This window comes from Pseudobacillus badius (assembly GCF_002189605.1).
GTDB lineage: Bacteria > Bacillota > Bacilli > Bacillales > Domibacillaceae > Pseudobacillus > Pseudobacillus badius.
In genome coordinates, this window is the sequence record NZ_MWMM01000019.1 from 1 (window position 1) to 19584 (window position 19584).

At 43.6% G+C, this 19584-nt stretch carries 19 protein-coding genes and 1 riboswitch; of the genes, 4 read left to right on the forward strand and 15 right to left on the reverse strand.

The window, feature by feature from the left end; all coding sequences use genetic code 11:
- Positions 1–272 precede the first annotated feature (272 nt).
- On the forward strand, positions 273–1673 hold the full coding sequence (locus B1A98_RS17935; protein WP_063384430.1) for a sigma-54 interaction domain-containing protein: 1401 nt from the start codon (positions 273–275) through the stop codon (positions 1671–1673).
- A gap of 201 nt (positions 1674–1874) precedes the next feature.
- Here B1A98_RS17935 and nhaC read toward each other — a convergent pair whose 3' ends face one another.
- The 8 genes from nhaC to B1A98_RS17975 form a co-directional block, all read right to left on the reverse strand.
- Positions 1875–3326, reverse strand: a complete 1452-nt coding sequence (nhaC, locus tag B1A98_RS17940; RefSeq protein WP_063384429.1) for a Na+/H+ antiporter NhaC — start codon at positions 3324–3326, stop codon at positions 1875–1877.
- A gap of 199 nt (positions 3327–3525) precedes the next feature.
- On the reverse strand, positions 3526–3888 hold the full coding sequence (yugI, locus tag B1A98_RS17945) for a S1 domain-containing post-transcriptional regulator GSP13 (protein WP_063384428.1): 363 nt from the start codon (positions 3886–3888) through the stop codon (positions 3526–3528).
- 582 nt (positions 3889–4470) lie between these two features.
- Positions 4471–6078, reverse strand: coding sequence for an FMN-binding glutamate synthase family protein (locus B1A98_RS17950; protein WP_063384427.1), 1608 nt, complete (start codon positions 6076–6078; stop codon positions 4471–4473).
- A 45-nt stretch (positions 6079–6123) separates the two neighbouring features.
- Positions 6124–6756 (reverse strand): NAD(P)H-binding protein, encoded by a 633-nt coding sequence (locus B1A98_RS17955; protein WP_063384426.1) that lies wholly within the window; start codon positions 6754–6756, stop codon positions 6124–6126.
- A gap of 268 nt (positions 6757–7024) precedes the next feature.
- On the reverse strand, positions 7025–8188 hold the full coding sequence (locus B1A98_RS17960; protein WP_063384425.1) for an aminotransferase: 1164 nt from the start codon (positions 8186–8188) through the stop codon (positions 7025–7027).
- Complete coding sequence (locus tag B1A98_RS17965; protein WP_063384424.1) at positions 8188–8688, reverse strand: Lrp/AsnC family transcriptional regulator; 501 nt, start codon at positions 8686–8688, stop codon at positions 8188–8190. The genes B1A98_RS17960 and B1A98_RS17965 overlap by 1 nt, the downstream gene beginning before the upstream one ends.
- A 143-nt stretch (positions 8689–8831) precedes the next feature.
- Positions 8832–10316, reverse strand: coding sequence for an amino acid permease (locus B1A98_RS17970; protein ID WP_063384423.1), 1485 nt, complete (start codon positions 10314–10316; stop codon positions 8832–8834).
- 262 nt (positions 10317–10578) lie between these two features.
- Positions 10579–10842 carry a DUF1871 family protein gene (locus B1A98_RS17975; protein ID WP_041113524.1) on the reverse strand — a complete coding sequence of 88 codons (264 nt, stop codon included), beginning with the start codon at positions 10840–10842 and terminating at the stop codon, positions 10579–10581.
- A 97-nt stretch (positions 10843–10939) separates the two neighbouring features.
- On the opposite strand from B1A98_RS17975, the gene B1A98_RS17980 reads away from it, so the two are divergent.
- The gene (locus tag B1A98_RS17980) at positions 10940–12118 is read left to right on the forward strand and encodes a MalY/PatB family protein (RefSeq protein WP_063384422.1); all 1179 of its coding nucleotides are present in this window, start codon (positions 10940–10942) and stop codon (positions 12116–12118) included.
- 68 nt (positions 12119–12186) lie between these two features.
- Here the strand turns inward: B1A98_RS17980 and queE are convergent, their stop codons facing one another.
- The 5 genes from queE to B1A98_RS18005 form a co-directional block, all read right to left on the reverse strand.
- Complete coding sequence (queE, locus tag B1A98_RS17985) at positions 12187–12909, reverse strand: 7-carboxy-7-deazaguanine synthase QueE (protein WP_063384421.1); 723 nt, start codon at positions 12907–12909, stop codon at positions 12187–12189.
- Positions 12906–13343 (reverse strand): 6-carboxytetrahydropterin synthase QueD, encoded by a 438-nt coding sequence (gene queD / locus B1A98_RS17990; RefSeq protein WP_063384420.1) that lies wholly within the window; start codon positions 13341–13343, stop codon positions 12906–12908. Before queD ends, queE begins: the two co-directional genes overlap by 4 nt.
- Entirely contained in the window at positions 13340–14002 is a 663-nt protein-coding gene (gene queC, locus B1A98_RS17995; RefSeq protein WP_063384419.1) for a 7-cyano-7-deazaguanine synthase QueC, read from the reverse strand. Before queC ends, queD begins: the two co-directional genes overlap by 4 nt.
- A 113-nt stretch (positions 14003–14115) precedes the next feature.
- Positions 14116–14159, reverse strand: a riboswitch (PreQ1 riboswitch).
- An 80-nt stretch (positions 14160–14239) separates the two neighbouring features.
- Positions 14240–14473 (reverse strand): hypothetical protein, encoded by a 234-nt coding sequence (locus tag B1A98_RS18000; protein ID WP_041094399.1) that lies wholly within the window; start codon positions 14471–14473, stop codon positions 14240–14242.
- A gap of 109 nt (positions 14474–14582) precedes the next feature.
- The gene (locus B1A98_RS18005) at positions 14583–15173 is read right to left on the reverse strand and encodes a peptidylprolyl isomerase (protein WP_063384432.1); all 591 of its coding nucleotides are present in this window, start codon (positions 15171–15173) and stop codon (positions 14583–14585) included.
- A 263-nt stretch (positions 15174–15436) separates the two neighbouring features.
- Between B1A98_RS18005 and kapB the strand changes: the two genes are divergently transcribed.
- The gene (gene kapB / locus B1A98_RS18010; protein ID WP_063384418.1) at positions 15437–15835 is read left to right on the forward strand and encodes a kinase-associated lipoprotein KapB; all 399 of its coding nucleotides are present in this window, start codon (positions 15437–15439) and stop codon (positions 15833–15835) included.
- Here kapB and kapD read toward each other — a convergent pair.
- Entirely contained in the window at positions 15832–16494 is a 663-nt protein-coding gene (kapD, locus tag B1A98_RS18015) for a 3'-5' exonuclease KapD (protein WP_052474950.1), read from the reverse strand. The genes kapB and kapD overlap by 4 nt on opposite strands.
- A gap of 430 nt (positions 16495–16924) precedes the next feature.
- Between kapD and B1A98_RS18020 the strand changes: the two genes are divergently transcribed.
- On the forward strand, positions 16925–18775 hold the full coding sequence (locus tag B1A98_RS18020; RefSeq protein WP_063384417.1) for a transglycosylase domain-containing protein: 1851 nt from the start codon (positions 16925–16927) through the stop codon (positions 18773–18775).
- A gap of 100 nt (positions 18776–18875) precedes the next feature.
- Here B1A98_RS18020 and B1A98_RS18025 read toward each other — a convergent pair whose 3' ends face one another.
- A complete protein-coding gene (locus tag B1A98_RS18025) occupies positions 18876–19433 on the reverse strand; it encodes a DUF5366 family protein (RefSeq protein ID WP_063384416.1) in 558 nt (185 codons plus the stop codon).
- Positions 19434–19584: the final 151 nt, after the last annotated feature.

Genomic DNA, 19584 nt, shown 5'->3' on the forward strand with positions numbered 1-19584 from the left:
AAGGTAGCTTTCTACCAGTTGAAGAGCTTCTTCAAATGCTTTCTTGTTCTCTGGTTTTGAAAAGTCAGTAAATGGTTCATGCTTATATGGAATCAATGTCCTTCCTCCTTTAAGATGATCAAAAAAAATCGATTTTATGTGACTGAATAAGTTTTATGCGCAAAAAAAATTTGCACCAATAAAACCCTTACACTTATTATAATGCAAAATATCATTGCTTTTTTCAAGTGTTTTTTCTTAAAATAGAAATATATTTTAAAGAGGGGGATTCTATGAATGCAAAAACTTTAGAATCGCTGTTAATAATGTATGAAGAGATCCTAGAAAAGATCGACCTGGGGATTCACGTTATTGACTCTAACGAAAGAACAGTTATTTACAATAAAAAAATGCGGGAAATTGAGGGAATGGGCATTGAAGATGTTCTTGATAAAAACTTAATGGACGTTTTCGATTTTGGCGCTGCTGAGGAAAGTACCTTGCTTCAAGTACTGAAATCAAGAGAAAGCATCCAAAATGTCAAACAGACGTACTTTAACAACAAGGGACAAGAAATTACAACGATCAATCACACCTTCCCGATTACAGAGAACGGAACAGTTATAGGTGCCATGGAAATCGCCAAAGATGTCACAAAACTGGAAAAAATGATACACGAAAATATGAGTAAAAAAGATGAGATCCGCTATACCTTTGATCAAATCCTCGGACAAAGCCCTCTGCTGAAAGAAGCCATCGAAACAGGCAAGCGGGCCGCCCGCACAGCTTCCTCCGTTCTCATTATTGGCGAAATTGGAACTGGAAAAGAGTTATTCGCCCGCAGCATCCATCATGACAGTCCGCGGTCCGAGCAAGCTTTCTTTTCCCAAAACTGTGCGGCACTTCCAGATACCTTAATGGAAACTTTGCTTTTTGGAATTGAAGAACAGCCAGACGCAGAAGGCCGGCCAGGTTTGTTTGAACAAGCTGACGGAGGAACCATCCTGTTCGATGAAATTGATTCTTTAAGTCCGGCTCTGCAAACAAAATTATTAAAGGTCATTCAAGAAAAGAAGGTGCGCCGGGAAGGCGGAAATACAGATATCTTTGTTGATGTCCGTATTCTCGCTACGATTAGCGAAGATCCAATTGATGCCATTGCCGCGGGGAATTTAAGAAAAGATTTATATTACCGTTTAAGCGCCGTTTCCATCTTCATCCCTCCATTGCGTGAACGGAAAGATGACATTGAGTTGCTTACGTCCGCTTTCATTGACAAATACAATCATTTATTTGGTATGGATGTACTCTCTGTTGATGAGGAAGTAAAAAACTATTTTCAGCAATATGAATGGCCGGGAAACATTCGCGAACTGGAACATGTCATTGAAGGAGCTATGAATTTAATGGATCATGAAGAAACCATTTCTTTTGATCATCTGCCCATTCAATTTCGCAACAAGTCAGTTAATTGCGGATTGTCCAACGATTTAGAAAAAGCAGAAGGATTTTTATACCAATCGGATAAAGCGATTTTGCCCCTTGATGACTACATTCAAGAAGCAGAAACCTACTATATTACGAAAGCGCTTCAACATCATGACTTCAACATAACCAAAACAGCAAAGGCGCTGGGCATGAGCCGGCAAAACCTGCAATATCGCATTCGAAAATACAACATCGGCAAAGTATAATACCAGCGATTTCTTTGAAAAACATGATCCATACGCCGTGCTGATTGCTTTGTGTAAATAAAAAAGCAAATCCAGCATTCTTTCTTCTAAGTGTTCAGACATAACGGCCTAAACGAACTAAATAAGCAAAAAGCTCGCAATGAGCGGAGGATTCCTCCCTCTCTTTGCGAGCTTTTTTCTATAATAAAATACTATCTTGCTTTAAGCAGTTCCTGTTTGCCGCGCTTCTTTTTCTTCCAGCTCCTTGACTTGCTCTTCTGTCATGAACTCTACCTTCCATCCAAGAAAAGCCATAATCATAGCGATAATAGGCACAGAGTAATTCATGATGGCATATGGCGCGTAAGCAAACGGGTGAACCGAGAGTGTAGCCAGTATAAAGACTCCGCATGTATTCCAAGGAACGAGTGCTGACGTGATGGTCCCCCCATCTTCAAGTGCTCTCGATAAATTTTTAGAATGCAGCTTCTTTTCGCGGTAAGCATTTGCATACATACGTCCCGGCAAAAGAATGGACACATATTGCTCGGAAGCGGTTGCATTTGTAAAAAAGGCAGATGCAATGGTGGCGGCAATTAGGCTTCCTGCTGAACGGGCAAATTTTAAGATTTGTCCCACGATCGCTTTCAGCATGCCTGTCCGTTCCATAATACCGCCGAACGTCATTGCGATGATAGCCAGCGACACTGTATACATCATATCTCCAATTCCGCCGCGATTAAACAAGTCATCAACGAGTTTATTGCCTGTTTCGATCGCAAAACCATCGTGAAGCGTGTTGACCGCTTCTGCTAAAGGGCTTCCTTGCACGAAAGCATGGCACACCCAGCCGAGAAAGATTCCAGCTCCAAGCGCCGGGACTGCCGGCACCTTTTTCACGACTAATAAAATGACAGCAAGCGGCACAAGAAGCAGCCAGGGAGAAATCACAAAATTCTCTTGAAGCGCTTTCAAAACTCCATTGATTTCTTCCGCATTGATTGAAGCTCCCGCAAACTTCCGTCCCAAGAAAAAGTAAACGGCCAGGGCTAGTACAATTCCAGGAATGGTCGTGTAAAACATATGCCTAATATGGGCGAAGAGATCCGTCCCTGTAATCCCGGCAGCCAGATTGGTTGTATCTGACAACGGAGACATTTTATCGCCAAAGTATGAGCCCGAAATAATTGCCCCAGCCACCATCGGAGCAGGGATTCCCATGCTGATGCCGATGCCCATGCCGGCAACGCCGATCGTTCCCATAGTTGACCATGAACTGCCTATAGCTAAGGAGACAATGGCGCAAATCACACAAATAGAAACGAGGAATAGCGAAGGCGTAATTATTTTCAAACCATAATAAATCATAGTAGCTACAATCCCGCCGCCGATCCAGGAACCGATCGTCATGCCAACCATAATAATAATCAGAATAGCCGGCAGCGCGAGACGAATGCCATTATATGCTCCTTCTTCAATTACATCCCACCTGTACCCCAGCTTCCAGGCGATAAATGCGGCCACGCCTGCTCCCACAAAGAGCGGAACATGAGGACTTCCTTCAAACTTAATGATGGTGACGGCCATCACTCCAACCATAATAATCATAGGAATAATAGCTAAATAAAATGGCACTTCGATGTCCTCTTGATTTTTCAGGTGGTTTTCCTTCATTCTTCCCTCTCCTTTTTGATCATTCTTTTTCTGACACGCCGGCGCAGAGCTAAACTTCCTCATTCATAACTGTTTATCACCTCTTTCAATTTTCTAAATATTTTAAATTTATTATACACGGATAATCTTATTTGAACACCTCTATTTTTATAAATGCACAAAAAAAGAAGATAGACTTTGTCTATCTTCACACATCCCCTTACTTGCCTACCCCGGACTGATCAATCCATTCTTGCAGCTTATCCTTTAACGTATTAAATCCCTCATTGTTTTCATCAATTTTCAAACGGCGGACTGGCTGCACAGCTGATGGCTTCGCTTCTTGAGTCGCCCGGATAGATAAACTGATTTTCCCCTCATCTTTATTAACAGACATTACCTTTACTGTTACTTCTTCGCCCACTTGGAGGTAGTCATGAATGTCTTTTACAAATCCATGAGTAATTTCTGAAATATGGACAAGTCCCTGCGTACCGTTGTCCAATGCAATGAACGCTCCATAAGGCTGAATGCCTGTTACTTTTCCTGTAATAATCTGTCCTTGTTCGATCTGATTTCCCATCCAAACACTCCTAAATATTAAATTCATTATCTACGCATCATGAAATTATATCATATTTGCTGATAAATTTCTAAAGATAGCCACTTTTCACCATTTATCCTCATAGAGACGATATCTAGTTTATCGGATGACAAAGTTTGAGCTGCCCCGGCTATCCAGAGGATCGTCAACTATTTGTGTGGAACACGCATAAATTCTTGAAAATAGGGAACGATTAAACTATGCAACATTCCCTATTTTCCCCTTGATTGAAGAAGACAGCCTATGTGGCTGTCTTTTTTAGTTTGCTTGTGGATGGGGCTGTTGATTTCCACTCCAGGCACTTCGCTTTCGCGGAACAGACGGCGAGCCTCCTCCGCGCTAAAGCACTTGTTGAGTCTCTCCTGTCCCGCTGATCCCGCAGGAGTCTTCGCGTCTGCCATCCCAATCAGCAGAGTAGACAAAGTTAAGACAGCCGGACAATGATGCCCGTTTGGAAATCAACCGATCGAATCCTTAAAGGGGAAGAAGAGGTTTTCAGAACACCACCCCCTCCAATGGCACTCAAAAGAGCACCCTCTCCAGAAAGGTGCTCTCTTTTATTTATGCATGCTTTTCACGTTGTGCCCGTTCTGCGGCTATAATCACTTCTTCAAGCGGCAACAGCCGGCCAAGCTCGTCTTTGTACACAATGTGTTTCCGCTTAAACTGCGTCGGAGATTCAATACCGGCAGCAGCGGCCAAATTATATAACCCTTCGCGGAGCGATATGACATAATTGCATACCCGGTAACACTTCTCCTCTACCACTAAGCCATCTTGAAGTTTTTCATCGGTTGTTGCTACGCCGACCGGACATGTATTTGTGTGGCATACTTGCGCCATAATGCAGCCGACATTGATCATAAACCCCCGGGCGATGTTCACAAGGTCGGCTCCCATTGCCAACGCAATCGCTATTTTATCAGGAGTAATCAATTTTCCGGATGCGATGATTTTCACTTTATCGCGAACCTCATACTTTTGCAGCATTTCATCAAGAACGGGAAGAGCAGACATGATCGGCAACCCAACTGTATCCGCAAGCTCCTGAAAAGTAGCGCCTGTACCGCCTTCTCCGCCGTCCACCGTGATAAAATCGGGGCCCTTTCCGCTTTCTTTCATATAGGAAATCATTCTTTCTAACGCATCAAGGTCGCCGACAACGATTTTGATTCCGACTGGTTTGCCTCCAACAGAACGGAGTTGATCAACAAAATCAAACATAGTTGGAACATCGTCAAATTCATAAAAACGGTTTGGGCTGTTAATCGTTTTTCCAGGTTCTACAAGGCGGATAGCAGCAATTTTCTCTGTTACCTTTTCCCCCTCTACATGTCCGCCGCGCGTTTTTGCTCCTTGGGCCAGCTTTAATTCAAACGCTTTCACATTTTTTATTTCACTTTTCTTTTTAAATTCTTCCCATGAGAATTCACCGCTTGGCTGGCGGACCCCAAATAAATCAGGACCGATCTGCATGATAATATCCGGGTTTCCTTCGAGGTGATATTCAGACAATCCGCCTTCTCCGGTGTTCATCCAAGTTCCGCCGGCAAGACCAAGGCCCTTTGATAAAGCAGCAATTGCCTTTTCGCCCAGTGCCCCGTAGCTCATGCCTGACTGGCCAACCAGCCCTCTCACTTTAAAGGGGTGCCGACAGCTGTTCTTGCCAATGATGACCGCATCTTCTTCCCTCAAATAATAAGGGTCCGCGAGCTGTTCCTCGCCATGCTCCTTCCTCGTGAATAAATTATCTGAATCTATCCGGTATACACGGGTTTTTATCTTTTCAGTATTGTCCACCCTCATTTCTTCTCGCTGCCTCGGAAACAGCGTATTGCGTATATAAAAACCAGCTTCACTAAAGTCCCGCTTCGAACCGAACCCAATCAGCCGTTCTTTATATTTTCCGGCTTTTACAATATCCTGATATTCCTTCCTTGAAAAAGGCTTTGCTTCATTGTCTCCCTCAAATAAATATTGCCGCAATTCCGGGCCAAGATGTTCAGTAAAGTAGCGAACTTTCCCGATAACTGGAAAGTTCCGCAGCACAGCATGCTGCTTCTGCCGGTCATCCTTCATATAAATATAGAGAAAGAAACAAGCTGGCACGATAATGGCTAATACGATAAAAGCAATAAGAACGAGAATCAGCCAGGATGTTAAGCTCATGGGAAAACCCTCCTTTATTTTTCTTCTCCCTAAGCGCCGGTTTATTTAGTTAAGCGCTTGGATAGCATCATCAATAGGCATAGGTCCGCTGCTTACATCTAATATCCGATTAAAAACAGCCTCCTTTTCAAGAATAGCTACTAATACAGCAGCTACGTCCTCACGCGGGATCGTGTCATTGTTATTCATGGGCGAGTCTTTCATTGTGACCGTTCCCTTTCCGGGCTTATCTGTCATCCGTGCTGGCCGAATAACTGTATAGTTCATCGCTTCTTCTTGAATTAATTCGTCGGGCATATCCTTAGCACCAGTCATTTCGCTTCTATCTTCTAAACTCTCTCCCGCCCGCACGGCACTCATCATAACGAAGCGACGGATTCCGCTCGATTTTGCGGCTTGAACAGCATCTATGACTGCCCGGTGATCGACTAAAATGGTTTTTCCTTGACCGGCATTCGGACTGGAATCGGAAAGAAAAATAACCGCATCACACACTGAAAAAGCAGAAGTAAAATCGCGTCGGCCGTTTGCCTCCACTTTTTGTGCGCCGAGCTTTTTCATGTCGGGAGCTTTATTTTTCTCATTCACTATGGCAACTGATTCGTATCCTGCCTCTTGTAAATACTTAATCACAAATTGTCCAACCTGGCTGCCTGCACCGATCACAATTACTTTCATACCGGCCCCTCCTTCTTTTCATTATCTTTTCTTTTCCACCGTCCTGTTTCTTTAAAACCCTCCCTAATTTATTTGCAAAATAAAGAGGGCGGACCGCGGAAAGAGGCGGTCTTCATTCTGATCAGCCTGTTTGTGAGAAAAAAAGCCGACCCAAAAAGTTATTTTTGGGTCGGCCTGTTTGATTTACAACTTGCCTGCGATGCGCATGCTCCTGCTTTATTAGCTCTTTTCATAAGAGGAGCTAATCCAAACTGTCGTATGCCTTTTCTTATTGGTTAATAAAGCGCTGAATCCGCCGAACCGCTTCTTGCAATTGCTCCATCGAAGAAGCATAGGAACAACGAATAAACCCTTCTCCGCTCCTTCCAAAGACAGAACCCGGTACAACAGCGACTCTTTCAGCCTTTAACAATTCTTCAGCAAACTTCTCTGATGTTAAGCCGGTGCTCTGGATGGACGGAAACACATAAAATGCTCCTCCCGGTGTATGGCAGTCAAGCCCCATATCATTAAATGACTGAACGATATAGTTCCGCCGGCGCCGGTAATCCTTTTTCATGTCTTCTACGTCTTTCATTCCCGTTTTCAATGCTTCAAGCGCAGCATATTGGGCAGGAGTGGAGGCGCACATCATAGCGTATTGATGAATTTTAAGCATTGCTGCCGCCAATTCAACTGGAGCGCAAATGAATCCGAGCCTCCATCCGGTCATAGCAAATCCCTTAGAGAAGCCATTAATTAAAATAGTCCGCTCTCTCATCCCTTCAAGGCTTGCAATTGAGGTATGAGGGATATCGTAAGCGAGCTCCGCATAAATTTCATCTGCAATCACCAGCAAATCATGTTGCTTGACGATCTGCGCAATCGCCTCCAAATCCGCCTTATCAAGCTGTGCTCCTGTTGGGTTGTTGGGCGAACAAAGCAGCAGTGCTTTTGTTTTTGAAGTAATGGCCCCTCTGAGAGCATCCGCCTGCAGCTTAAATTGCTGGTCACTTGTCGCTTCTATTGTCACTGTTTTTCCTCCAGCCAATTCAACCAGGGGCGCGTAAGAAACGAAGCAAGGCTCCACGACTACCACTTCGTCACCTGGGTCAATAATCGCCCGCAACGCCAAGTCCAGCGCCTGACTGGCTCCGACTGTTAAAATAATTTCTTCTTTTGCATCATAAGAAACACTGAAACGGCTGCTTATATAATCCGCTATTGCCTCCCGCAACTCCAGGAGCCCGGCATTTGCTGTATAAGAAGTTAATCCGCGCTCAAGCGATGAAATGGCCGCTTCTCTTGCAGACCACGAGGTGACAAAATCAGGCTCTCCCACCCCAAGAGAAATCACACCTTCCATACCGGCCGCCAGATCAAAAAATTTGCGGATGCCAGAAGGACGCATTAATTCTACCGACTTAGCAATATAACTTTTTGTTTCTATCATTACGGAGACACCACGATTCTGCTGTCTATTTGCTTTTCTTCAAACATTCTGCCGTCATGTTTATATTTCTTCAGCTGAAAATGGGTAGTGGTAGAAATGACTTCTTCCAGCACAGATAGCTTTTCAGAAACAAACCGGGCCACCTCGTTCATGGACTTGCCTTCCACAGTGACCGATAAGTCATATGCCCCGGACATTAAATATACAGAACTGACTTCGCTGAACCGGCTAATTCTATCGGCTGTTTCATGAAAACCGACGCCTCGTTTCGGGGTTACTTTAACATCAATCATCGCTGTTACCCGCTGATCGCCTTCTACTTTAGACCAGTCCACAAGAGACGTGTAATGAACAAGCACTCTCGCTTCTTCTAGTTTATGAATCATAGCTTGCACGTTTTCTTCATTTAAGCCTGTCATTTTGCTGATATCCGCTGCGGTGAAGCGGGCATCTTTTTCAAGAATTTCTAGTATTTCTCGTTCGCTATTGTTTATTTTCACAACTATTCCCCCAAATTTTCATAAATCAACACAATTATATCAAACATTTTCGTAAAAAAAGATAGCTTTTGTCCATTTTGTACAAAAAAACCGGACAGCGTAAAAATAACGCTGTCCGGTTTACTTTAATCAGACCAATCCGTTTAGTTGTTTTTTTCATGGTCCGCAAAATCGAATTCACATTCCTGAAGCGGCACCACTTTTGTTTTCTTGATCAATTTATATCCAAGCCATAGTAAAAGGAAAAGCGGGATGCCCATGTAAGCAGCTACTACACTTCCCCAATCGATTTTCTCAGCAAGAAACGCTTGGAAATTTTGCGCAAGAATAACAATTAAACCAATGACAATAGCGAAAATCGGCCCGAATGGGTACCATTTTGCATGGTATGGCAGTTCATCCAGCGAATGGCCTTGTGCCAGAAAAGCTTTACGAAAACGATAATGGCTGATAGAGATACCAAGCCAGAAAATAAAACCGGTAATACCGATTGAGTTCATTAGCCACACATAAACGATGCCATCACCAAAAATTGAAGAGAAAAAGGCGAGCATTCCCACCGCGCACGTTAAAATGATGGCCGCCATCGGAACGCCGCGTTTGTTCAGCTTAGCAAAAATACGCGGTGCCTGCCCTTCTTTTGCCATGGAGTACAGCATACGGGTCGACGCATAAAGACTAGAGTTTCCCGCAGATAAAACAGCGGTCAAAATAACTGCATTCATCAGTGAAGCCGCAAAAGCAAGACCGGCTTTTTCAAAGACTATCGTAAATGGGCTGACCATTACACTTTCACTTTGCAAATCCGGATTTGTATACGGAATAATTAATCCAATAACAAAGATGGCCAATACGTAGAAAAGCAAAATTCTCCAAAACACACTTTTAATCGCTTTTGGCACATTTTTTGCGGGATCTTCACTTTCTCCGGCAGCAACGCCGACAATTTCCGTTCCTTGGAAGGAAAAGCCTGCAGCCACGAATACAATAAATACACCTAGAAAACCGCCGGAAAATGGCGCATCATCTATAGTAAAGTTTTTAAAGCCAATAACCTCTCCGCCCATAATACCGAAGATCATCAGTACACCGACGATGATGAAAATAATAACTGCTGACACTTTAATGAAGGAAAACCAATATTCTCCTTCTCCGTATCCTTTAACAGATAAGTAGTTTAAGAAAAAGATTAAAGCTAAAAACGACATGCTCCATAACAACGACGGGCTGTCTGGAAACCAAAATTTCATAATCATAGTGGAAGCGGTTAACTCGGCGGCAATTGTCATCGCCCAGTTAAACCAGTAGGTCCAGCCTAAAGCAAAACCAAATGCCGGATCAACAAATTTTGTTCCATATGTACTGAATGCCCCGCTCACTGGCATAAACGCAGACATTTCCCCTAAGCTAGTCATCACGAAGAATACCATGGCACCGACTAGTGCATAAGCAAGCAATGCTCCTCCTGGTCCTGCCGTATGAATGGCGGCACCGCTTCCAAGAAATAGCCCGGTGCCAATTGCCCCGCCAATAGAAATCATCGTTAAATGCCGGGACTTCAAGCCTCTCTTTAATTGTTGCTCTGCTTGTCCAGGCTCCAAGGTGCTGTGATCCTGTTGTATAGCCATATGTTCCAATCCTTTCTCATTGTTGGCTGACTCAAAAAAAGAGGTTCACTCTTTTCACAAACTTTTCATTTGTTATTTTAATAAACTTTTACATTTCTGAAAAGTATTATTTTCTGTAGATTTAAAATTTAACTACTCTTTAAATTACTTTTTCAAAATATAAAATCTTCTCTCTTTTTCAAGTCTTACCACACGGATGGACCCTATAAAGAAACAGTTGTTCTTCTGTCCATCCGGGCAATGAGAAAGCAGTTATTGTCTCTTAGAGCTCACAAGACGCTTCATTTTTAATGCGCAATAACTCTGTTGCCACATGGCGGCAGCTGGCCAAAGAAAGCGGCTTTTCAAACGAAAATTCGTAAATCTCTTGTATTTTCCGCGCCAGCGCTTCCAGATCATCTAACTGATGCACCGCTTGAATAGCATCCGCTGCCTCTGTATCATAAAAATCTCCGCCTTCTTTAAATGGGTCCCACTCCCGAAGAACACGGTCAAACCTTCTATTCGTTTCAATATCTTTATTCATTTTTCTATGCCTCCTCAAATAAAAAGACAAATTATTGCCCTTTTTTCTAAAAATAATTTAACATGATTATATATTACTTGTCAGGATGGTGAAGATTATGAGCAGATTTGATCGAGTGATCAACCGCACAGGTACGAATGCGGTGAAGTGGGATAATCTCAAAGCCGTTTTCGGTGTAGAGGACGCTCTTCCCATGTGGGTAGCCGATATGGACTTCGAGGCACCCGATGCTGTTAAAGAAGCCGTGGTCAAGCAAGCTGAACACGGCATATATGGTTACACAGCGATCCCGGAGTCCATGAAAGAAGCAATTAAACACTGGATGTTGAAGCGGCATGGATGGGACATCGAAACCGAGTGGCTTTTGTTCAACCAAGGCGTCGTTCCTTCGCTGGGCGCAGCAATCGAAGCATTCACTGAGTTAGGGGATTCTGTCCTGGTGCAATCTCCTGTCTATACGCCATTTTTCGATATGATTGAGCGCAATGGCCGGCTTGTCGTCAACAGCGAGCTCATGTTGAAAGATGACCGATATGAAATCGACTTAGCAGATCTGGAAGAAAAGTTATCCAATGAAGAAGTCAAACTATTTCTGTTATGCAGTCCTCATAATCCTGGAGGGCGTGTATGGACAAAAACAGAGCTTTCAGCGATCGCTGACCTGTGCCAAAAATACAATGTGCTGATCGTTTCCGATGAAATACATAGCGATTTAACCGCTGAGCCGCATAAGCATACACCGATCGCTTCCATTCACGAAAACTGCCAATCGCATATCGTTACCTGCATTGCCCCAAGCAAAACATTCAATTTGGCCGGCCTGCAAACTTCTGCCATGATCGTGCCGGACAAAGAACTGCGTGCCAAGCTGCAAAAAGTGCTGGCTAAGCAGGGATTTTTCACATTAAATATAATGGGGATTGCCGCTACGGAAGCTGCCTATCGCGAAGGCGGTCCTTGGCTTGATGAAGCCATCGACTATATCCGCGGCAATATTCAGCTCGTAAAGGAATTTATCGGCCGTGAATTGCCGGATTTAACGGTCATTGAACCGGAAGGCAGCTATTTAGTATGGATTGATTGCCGCAAGCTTGGCCTTAGCGATGACGAGTTAATGAAGAAGCTTCTGTTAAAAGGAAAGCTTGCACTGGGGCAGGGCTCTAAATATCGCAGCGGAGGAGAAGGCTTTATGCGCATGAATGTTGCCTGTCCCCGCTCCATTGTTGAAGAGGGCCTGCAGCGGTTAAAAACAGCTCTAGCAGCCAATGATCGGTAAGTTCCTACTACTGATCCTCTGTTAGCAAAAAGGAGAAAGAGATGCCAAAATTGGCATCTCTTTCTTGGTTACACACCTTGCTTGTTTCCCCATACAAATGTATGAAGCTGCGGCAAGACACGGACGCTTTTCCATTCTTTGTCAGGCATCACTTTGTTGATTAGCCACTCATAGCGGCTCACCAGGTAAGGCAGCAGGTCCCCCTGTTTCTGCTCTTGCAAACGATCATTCCCAACTTGCAGAAAAAATGGCAGTGCCGGGTAAAGCTGATGAACCTTTTTTGCAAAGGCCAAATCGTTTTCGTCAAAGACCACGACCTTCAAACTGGCCGCTCTGCCCTTCGCTGCCAGCCGCTCAACAATGAGAGACAACTGCTCAAAATCCGTTTCCATTCCCGAGCTCGGCGGTTTTGGTGAAATCGTCAGTTCATCAATTTGATAAAACCATTCCTGCCAGCGGCTTCCTTGTGTTTCCAGCGCTGTGTTCACGCCTTTTTCAGCAAGCTTGGCGAGCAAGTCGGCTATTTGCGGCAGCAGTGCTGGATTTCCTCCAGAAATGGTTACATGGTCGAATGTCTGACCTCCTGTTTGTATAAGCTCCTCCCAAATCTCTTCGGCTGTGAGCAGCCGGATTTGCTCTTTGGCGGAGCCGTCCCAAGTAAAAGCAGAATCACACCACGAACAGCGGTAATCGCAGCCGGCTGTCCGGACAAACATGGTCTTGCGGCCAATGACTGCTCCTTCTCCTTGCACGGTCGGCCCGAATATTTCTAATACAGGGATTTTCCTCATTGAAAATCCTCTTTTCGCGGCCGGAACACAACATAGCTGGTCGGCGTTTCCCGCAGGAATACTTGAAGGCACCTAGGCTGATTAGGCAGCTTATTTAATGATTCCTGAATGACCTCCCAAAACTTTCTGGCAACTGCCTCTGTTGTCGGGAAATGATTAGGATCCATATCGTCAAACAACGAGTCTTCATTTAAAACTGTATGATCAAAACGTTTATGAATTAAGTTTTTAATATCCTGAAAGTTTACTAAAAAGCCGGATTCGTTTAACTCATTGCCGACCACAGTGATATTGGCAAAATATGTGTGGCCATGCAAGCGGCGGCATGCGCCCGCCTCTTCATGGGGAACATAATGCGCAGCGGCAAACTGAAAGTCTTTATTTAATTCATAACGATAAGAGTGTGCTGGGGCTGGATAGATTTGCTGCATCATTTGGTTCCTGCCTCCTTTTTCGCTAAATACTTGCTTAATCCATTCTGGCGCAGCTTGCATGCCGGACAGTCGCCGCAGCCGCTCCCTTTTATGCCATTGTAGCAAGTTAACGTACGCTCCCTTACGTAATCAAAAGCGCCAAGGTCATCCGCTAATTCCCATGTTTCTGCTTTATCCAGCCACATTAGCGGTGTATGGATAACAAATGAATAGTCCATAGACAAATTTAATGTCACATTTAATGATTTAATGAATACGTCCCGGCAGTCGGGATAACCGCTGAAATCCGTTTCGCACACACCCGTTACAAGATGACGGGCATCGTATTGTTTAGCAAGTACTGCAGCAAAGGATAAAAACAGCAGATTGCGGCCTTCAACGAATGTGGAAGGCGGTTCTCCATCCTTTTCTGTAATTTCTATATCCTGTCTCGTTAAAGCGTTTGGAGCGAGCTGATTCAATAACGACATATCTAACGTATGATGCGGAATATTTAACTCATTGGCAATCTCAGTTGCACATTCTAATTCGAGACGATGACGCTGCCCATAATCAAACGTAACGGCAATCACTTCATCAAAACGCTGCTGCGCCCAAAACAAACAGGTCGTACTGTCCTGGCCGCCGCTAAATACAACAACCGCTTTTTCCTTGTTCATCTTTCCTCTTCCTTTCTTCTTTTCATTGGAAAGAAGAAAGAGATTCAAGAACTATTACTCTAAATGGCCCCTTTTGAGGCAATAGAAAAAAACCGTCTAAACACAGACAGGCTTTTCCCTTAGTTTTTTATAGAGGGAGTTCGCGAACCTCTCCTGCCAAAAGCAGAATTCTTCCTTTTATTCTTGTACACTATAGCATAGATCCCCTAAAATGAAAAACCCGCAACAGCCGGCTGGTCATTTCTTTGCTTCTCTATACTCCTGATTAACCTTTTCTTCCTCCCTTTTGGAGATCCGCCGAAAAAACAGAAAGACAGCTACAGCCGCTGCCGTGAAAATAACCATTGAAATCACAGCCGGAATATATTCTGTCTTATCCTCAGGGAAATATAAAAAGAACATCCCTAACATAAATGATTGCAGCACGATTCCTTCTCCTTTCACTGTGTAAACAGCAAATTCTTCAATCAAGTGCCCGCCTTCATTATATCAAGTTCTGCCGGGCAAACCAACTGCCGGGCAAAAATAAAACGGACTGGCAGCCATCAGTCCGTCTTTGTTTGTTCATAGATTCTTTGAATTACTCCACTACTGTAATCTTTTCAATAATGACATCTTCTTTTGGTTTATCTTGCGCGCCGGTTGATACATTGGCAATCGCATCCACAACATCCATGCCTTCTACAACTTGTCCGAACACTGTATGGCGGAAGTCAAGCCATGGCGTGCCGCCGTTTTCCATGTAGAAGTCTGTAACCTGCTGAGGATATCCTGCTTTTTCCATCTGTTCTTTGAAACCAGGGTCCATCTTGCTGTTCTGAACAATGAAAAATTGGCTTCCATTTGTATTCGGACCGGCATTCGCCATCGAGAGGGCTCCCTTGAAGTTGAATAATTGCTGGGAGAATTCATCTTCAAATGCATGGCCGTAAATGCTTTCTCCTCCCATCCCTGTTCCTTGAGGGTCTCCTCCCTGAATCATAAAATCAGGGATAACACGGTGAAAGATCAGCCCGTCATAGTAGCCGTTTTTGCTGTGAGTCACAAAGTTCTCCACTGTTTTCGGTGCATGCTCAGGAAATAATTTGATTTTAATGGTTCCTTTATTCGTTCTCATTTCAACAAGCTGTTCATTTTCAGCCACTTCAGTTGTTAACTGCGGATAATTCATTTTTTGATCTCCCTTCTGTTCTTTCCCGCTCTCTGCCGCCGGCTTTGAAAGCTCCGGCAATTCTTTTTCCGTTTCCTTCTCTTTGTTACAGCCGGCAATCAGGAGGGGGAACACTGTCAATACGATGAATAACAAACGGTACATTGTCTCACCTCTGCCTTTTATACTTTAACTGATTCCCGCAAAAAAAGCATCTTTTGGCTCCTCGTATTTCCTTCAACTGGCGATTCTGGTAGAGTGAAAAGAACAAAGGAGGTTAGAGAATGACGATTAAAACTGGAGAAATTGTGACGGCTTTTTATAAAACTGGAAAATACATCGGGGAAGTCAGCAGCGCTCAAGAAAACAGCTGCACTGTAAAAATATTGGCCGTACTGCGCCACCCGGCCCAGGGAGATCTGCATCATCCCAAGCAAGTCGATGTGCCGTTTTTCCATGAGAGAAAGGCGCTTGCTTACACAGAACGGGCCAACATGCCAGCAGCAACCGTCAAGCCCTATGATGGGCCTGTTCCTGAGTACAACGACTCGTTAAAAGAAGCAGTCCTATCATTAAAAAACAGACTGCAGCAAGATAACAGCGAATTTTCCGCAAGAAGCTTGGAGGCATTACAAGCCGTTCAAAGAGAATATGAACTAATGTATAACCTTACTTGGGCTTAAGCCATGCGATTAAGCAATTGCGAGAAGTCAACCAGGTCGCCGATCGTCGGCGGCTTTGACTTTTTCATATACGCTTTATCCTTTTCAACAAGATTGTAAATATGGCAGGTCGTAAGGGCATCATCAAGAGCCCGGTGATGCCTGCCTGTGCCCTCTTTGCCATATTCCTGCACCGCTTTCCACAATCCTGTCTGATTGCGATCACCGAAAAAGGTCTTATATTCCATCGATAAATCGATAAACTGGCCCTTTAGCGGGAAAGGAAGTCCTGTTTCCTCGCAATTTTTTCTCAGCACTTTCATATCCATATTTCCCCAAGTGATAATGCTTTGTTCTCCATCTTCGTTCCATTCCGCAAGTATCCTGGTCAGCTCATCAAAAGAGATTCCCTCCTCTACTTGCTGCTGTTCAATTTTAAGAAAACGCTTGCACCTTTCCGTCAATACAGGAAAGGCTGAGGGTTTCACATAAGAGGAAAACGTACGGACGATTTGATCTTTGTCTGCAATAACTAAACCCGCCTCAATAATTTCCGGGTAAAACCCTTGGGCTGTTAATCTAGCATCCGGCATCGAAAATTCAAAATCAATAAAAAAGAACTTTTTATTCACAGGGAGCTCCTCCTTTAACCTTAATAAACAGTTTATCCTACCGGCCATTCCTTATTTTATTCTATTATAATCTTTCGGCGATCATGATGTATATGACCGCTTTCCTCTAGTGCTAGATGCCCATTCCTCCAATTGATCCGTGCTTGCTTTTCGGCTGTTCCAGCGGACAGCTGCCTCAAATTCAAAGCGGATCATCAATAGGAAGCCGCACTTCTAAAAGATTCTCTGTTTATCTTCTGCTTTTTCAAGAAAATCTCCTTTCTTGAAATCAATAAAAAATCAACAATATATCTTATTGTCTCTTTCATTTCTCTTTCCTCCTATTGCTCTCATTCCTCAGTGCTTCTCAATATTTTCCTATTTTTCTCTTAATAGCCCCTTTCTAAATTGCCGGCTTTCGATTATTATGATGAAAGGATTAATTTTACTTGTTTTTCCACAGGTATAAAAAACTAGAAAGAAGAAGGCGGTTTACGGAATGAGGACAGTTTTTGGTTATACAGTAATAGCATTGCTCCTCCCTGTAGCTGTGTTTTTATTTTACTTCACAAACGCAGAAGCACATAAAGTCAGGAGCTTTGATGAAGTGGTTGATGAAAAAATCGTCATTAAAGATGTTCATCTTCCTCAAGCAAGCAAAATGGTTGATAAAGATGGAAATCCTTATTTAGAAATTCATCAGCCTTACCGGATTATTGCAGACGGCAAAATAATCCCTCCTTTTTTAAAAGAGTTATTTTTGCAGTCTGAAGACAAACATTTTTACGATCACTCAGGCATTAATGCAGCGGCCGTCATGCGCGCTATGCTTGTTAATGCCAAAGCCGACGGAATCGAGCAAGGGGCAAGTACGATCACACAGCAGCTGGCCCGGAACGTATATTTAAGCCACGACCGGACGTTAGTCAGAAAAGTGTCGGAAGTTCTTTATGCTTATGAACTGGAAAAAAGGCTGTCGAAAGACGAGATTTTAAACCTCTATTTAAACGCCATTTATTTTAACCATCAAGTATACGGCGTGGAGGCAGCCGCCCAATTTTATTTTCAAAAGCATGTCAATGAATTAACGAAAGCTCAAATGGCCTTTATTGCCGCCATCCCGAATAACCCATCGCTATATGATCCTGTGCGGCATTTTGATAACACGAAAAAACGGCAGGAACGGCTGATTGACATGATGCAGCGCGAAGAATTTATTACAGCTGCAGAAGCAGAAGAAATTAAAAAAGAACCGATCAAGCTGCAAGTAAGGGACCGGATCGATAAATATGCCAGCTATTCGACCTATGTCGAAGATGAGTTAAAACGGCTAATAGCCAAAACAGAGGGCTTTGATCAGCAGCTGCAAAATGCAAAAGGCGAAGAGAAGACTACAATTGAACACAAACTGAACGATCGTGTCCAAGAAGTGATGTCTTCCGGCATCGTGGTTCATACCTCTCTCGACCCTGCCAAACAGCGGCAGGCGGAAAATGCCGTTAACTCTGTAATGGCCGGTTCATCCGTTCAGGCATCAGCTTCTGTGATTAAAAACGACACGCGTGATATCGTCGCTCTTGTCGGCGGAAAAGACTTTGACCGTACCCAATTCAACCGAAGCTTCCAAGGATTCCGGCAGCCCGGCTCAACGATTAAGCCGCTGCTCGACTTTGGACCGTATATCGATACGACACAAGCCGGTGTAAACAGCATGGTAAGTGCCGATAAATATTGTGTACGCGGCTGGTGCCCGAAAAACTACAGCGGCAAAGAATACGGCATGGTTACGTTAAAAACTGCCTTATCTAAATCCTACAACACAGCTGCACTGCGCTTGTTTATAAAAACAGGAAATGAACGGGCTTATTCTTACTTGGAAAAATTTGAATTTGAGCGGATGACAGAAAAAGACCGCTATTCAGATAGTAAAGCACTCGGCGGCTTTAGATATGGGATGACCACCCTTGAAATAGCTGGTGCCTACACCTCCTTTATTGATGGCACCTTCACAAAGCCGCGGGCCATTCAGAAAGTAACAGACCGCCAAGGCAACCTGCTCTATGAATGGAAAGACGAGCCGAAAACCATTTGGTCAAAAGCGACAACTTATAAAATGCGCTATCTATTAGCAGATGTTATTCAAAACGGTACAGGTAAAAAAGCCAATCCTGGCACCGCCTACGCCGGTGGTAAAACCGGTACAACGAACAATACAAGAGATCTTTGGTTCGCTGGCTTGACTGATCAATATACGGCCGGTGTATGGGTCGGAAAAGACGTAGAAGGCAGCATTCGCTACCTAGAAAAATATGCCCCGAACCAATTGATCTGGCGGAGGATTGTGCGTTAAAATTCAATACAAATAAAAGCTGCCGTTCATATTGAACGGCAGCTTTTATTTGTATTGCTTATGCACTAATTTGCGCCTAAAAAACCGCTGATGCGGTTTTTTAGAGCGGCAAGCTGCCAAGCAGCCCATTATAGACTTTCATCCCAAATAAAGCGAGCAGGATGCCCAAGGTAGACCATGAAACAACCTGGAAAGTAATGATTCCTACTAAATTAGCAATAGACAGGGATGCACTAGTTTTATAGACAAAAAAGACTAGATAGCCAACCGCTGTCAGAAAAAAGATAGCTATAATTCCTACGATAGAGGAAAAGCTAATCAATGAAAGCAAGCCGCCAACAAAAAAGATAATAGAGCCGTTGCGCACAACTTTAAGCAGCTCTCCTTCTGTATCCTTCGAAAAGAATAGCAGAGACAACTCATTAACTGTATTGGCAATCACTTTTAAGCCGGAAATCAGAAAGAAAAAAAGGACCATTAAGGAAAGCGTAATGACCAAATTCACTTCTGTCTCTGTAAAAAGCTCCAGCATTTCAGTATACAGGCCTACTTGCTTAAATAGAGAGATAATAAGTCCTTGGACAAATAAGGCAAACGACAAGCTAAACAATAAAATAGCTACGAGGGGCAAATACCCAGTTAAGTAAGTGTTCTTCATAAAAAATATACGCTCCTGTTCCGTTCAATCCATTTTTATTATGCAAGAGCTGGCAAACAAAGACAAGTTCTTTTTTAATAATTTTTGGAAGTCGCAAACATTTTTTGGCAAAAAAGATGGGGGAAAGAAGGATGAGAAAAAATTTTTTAAC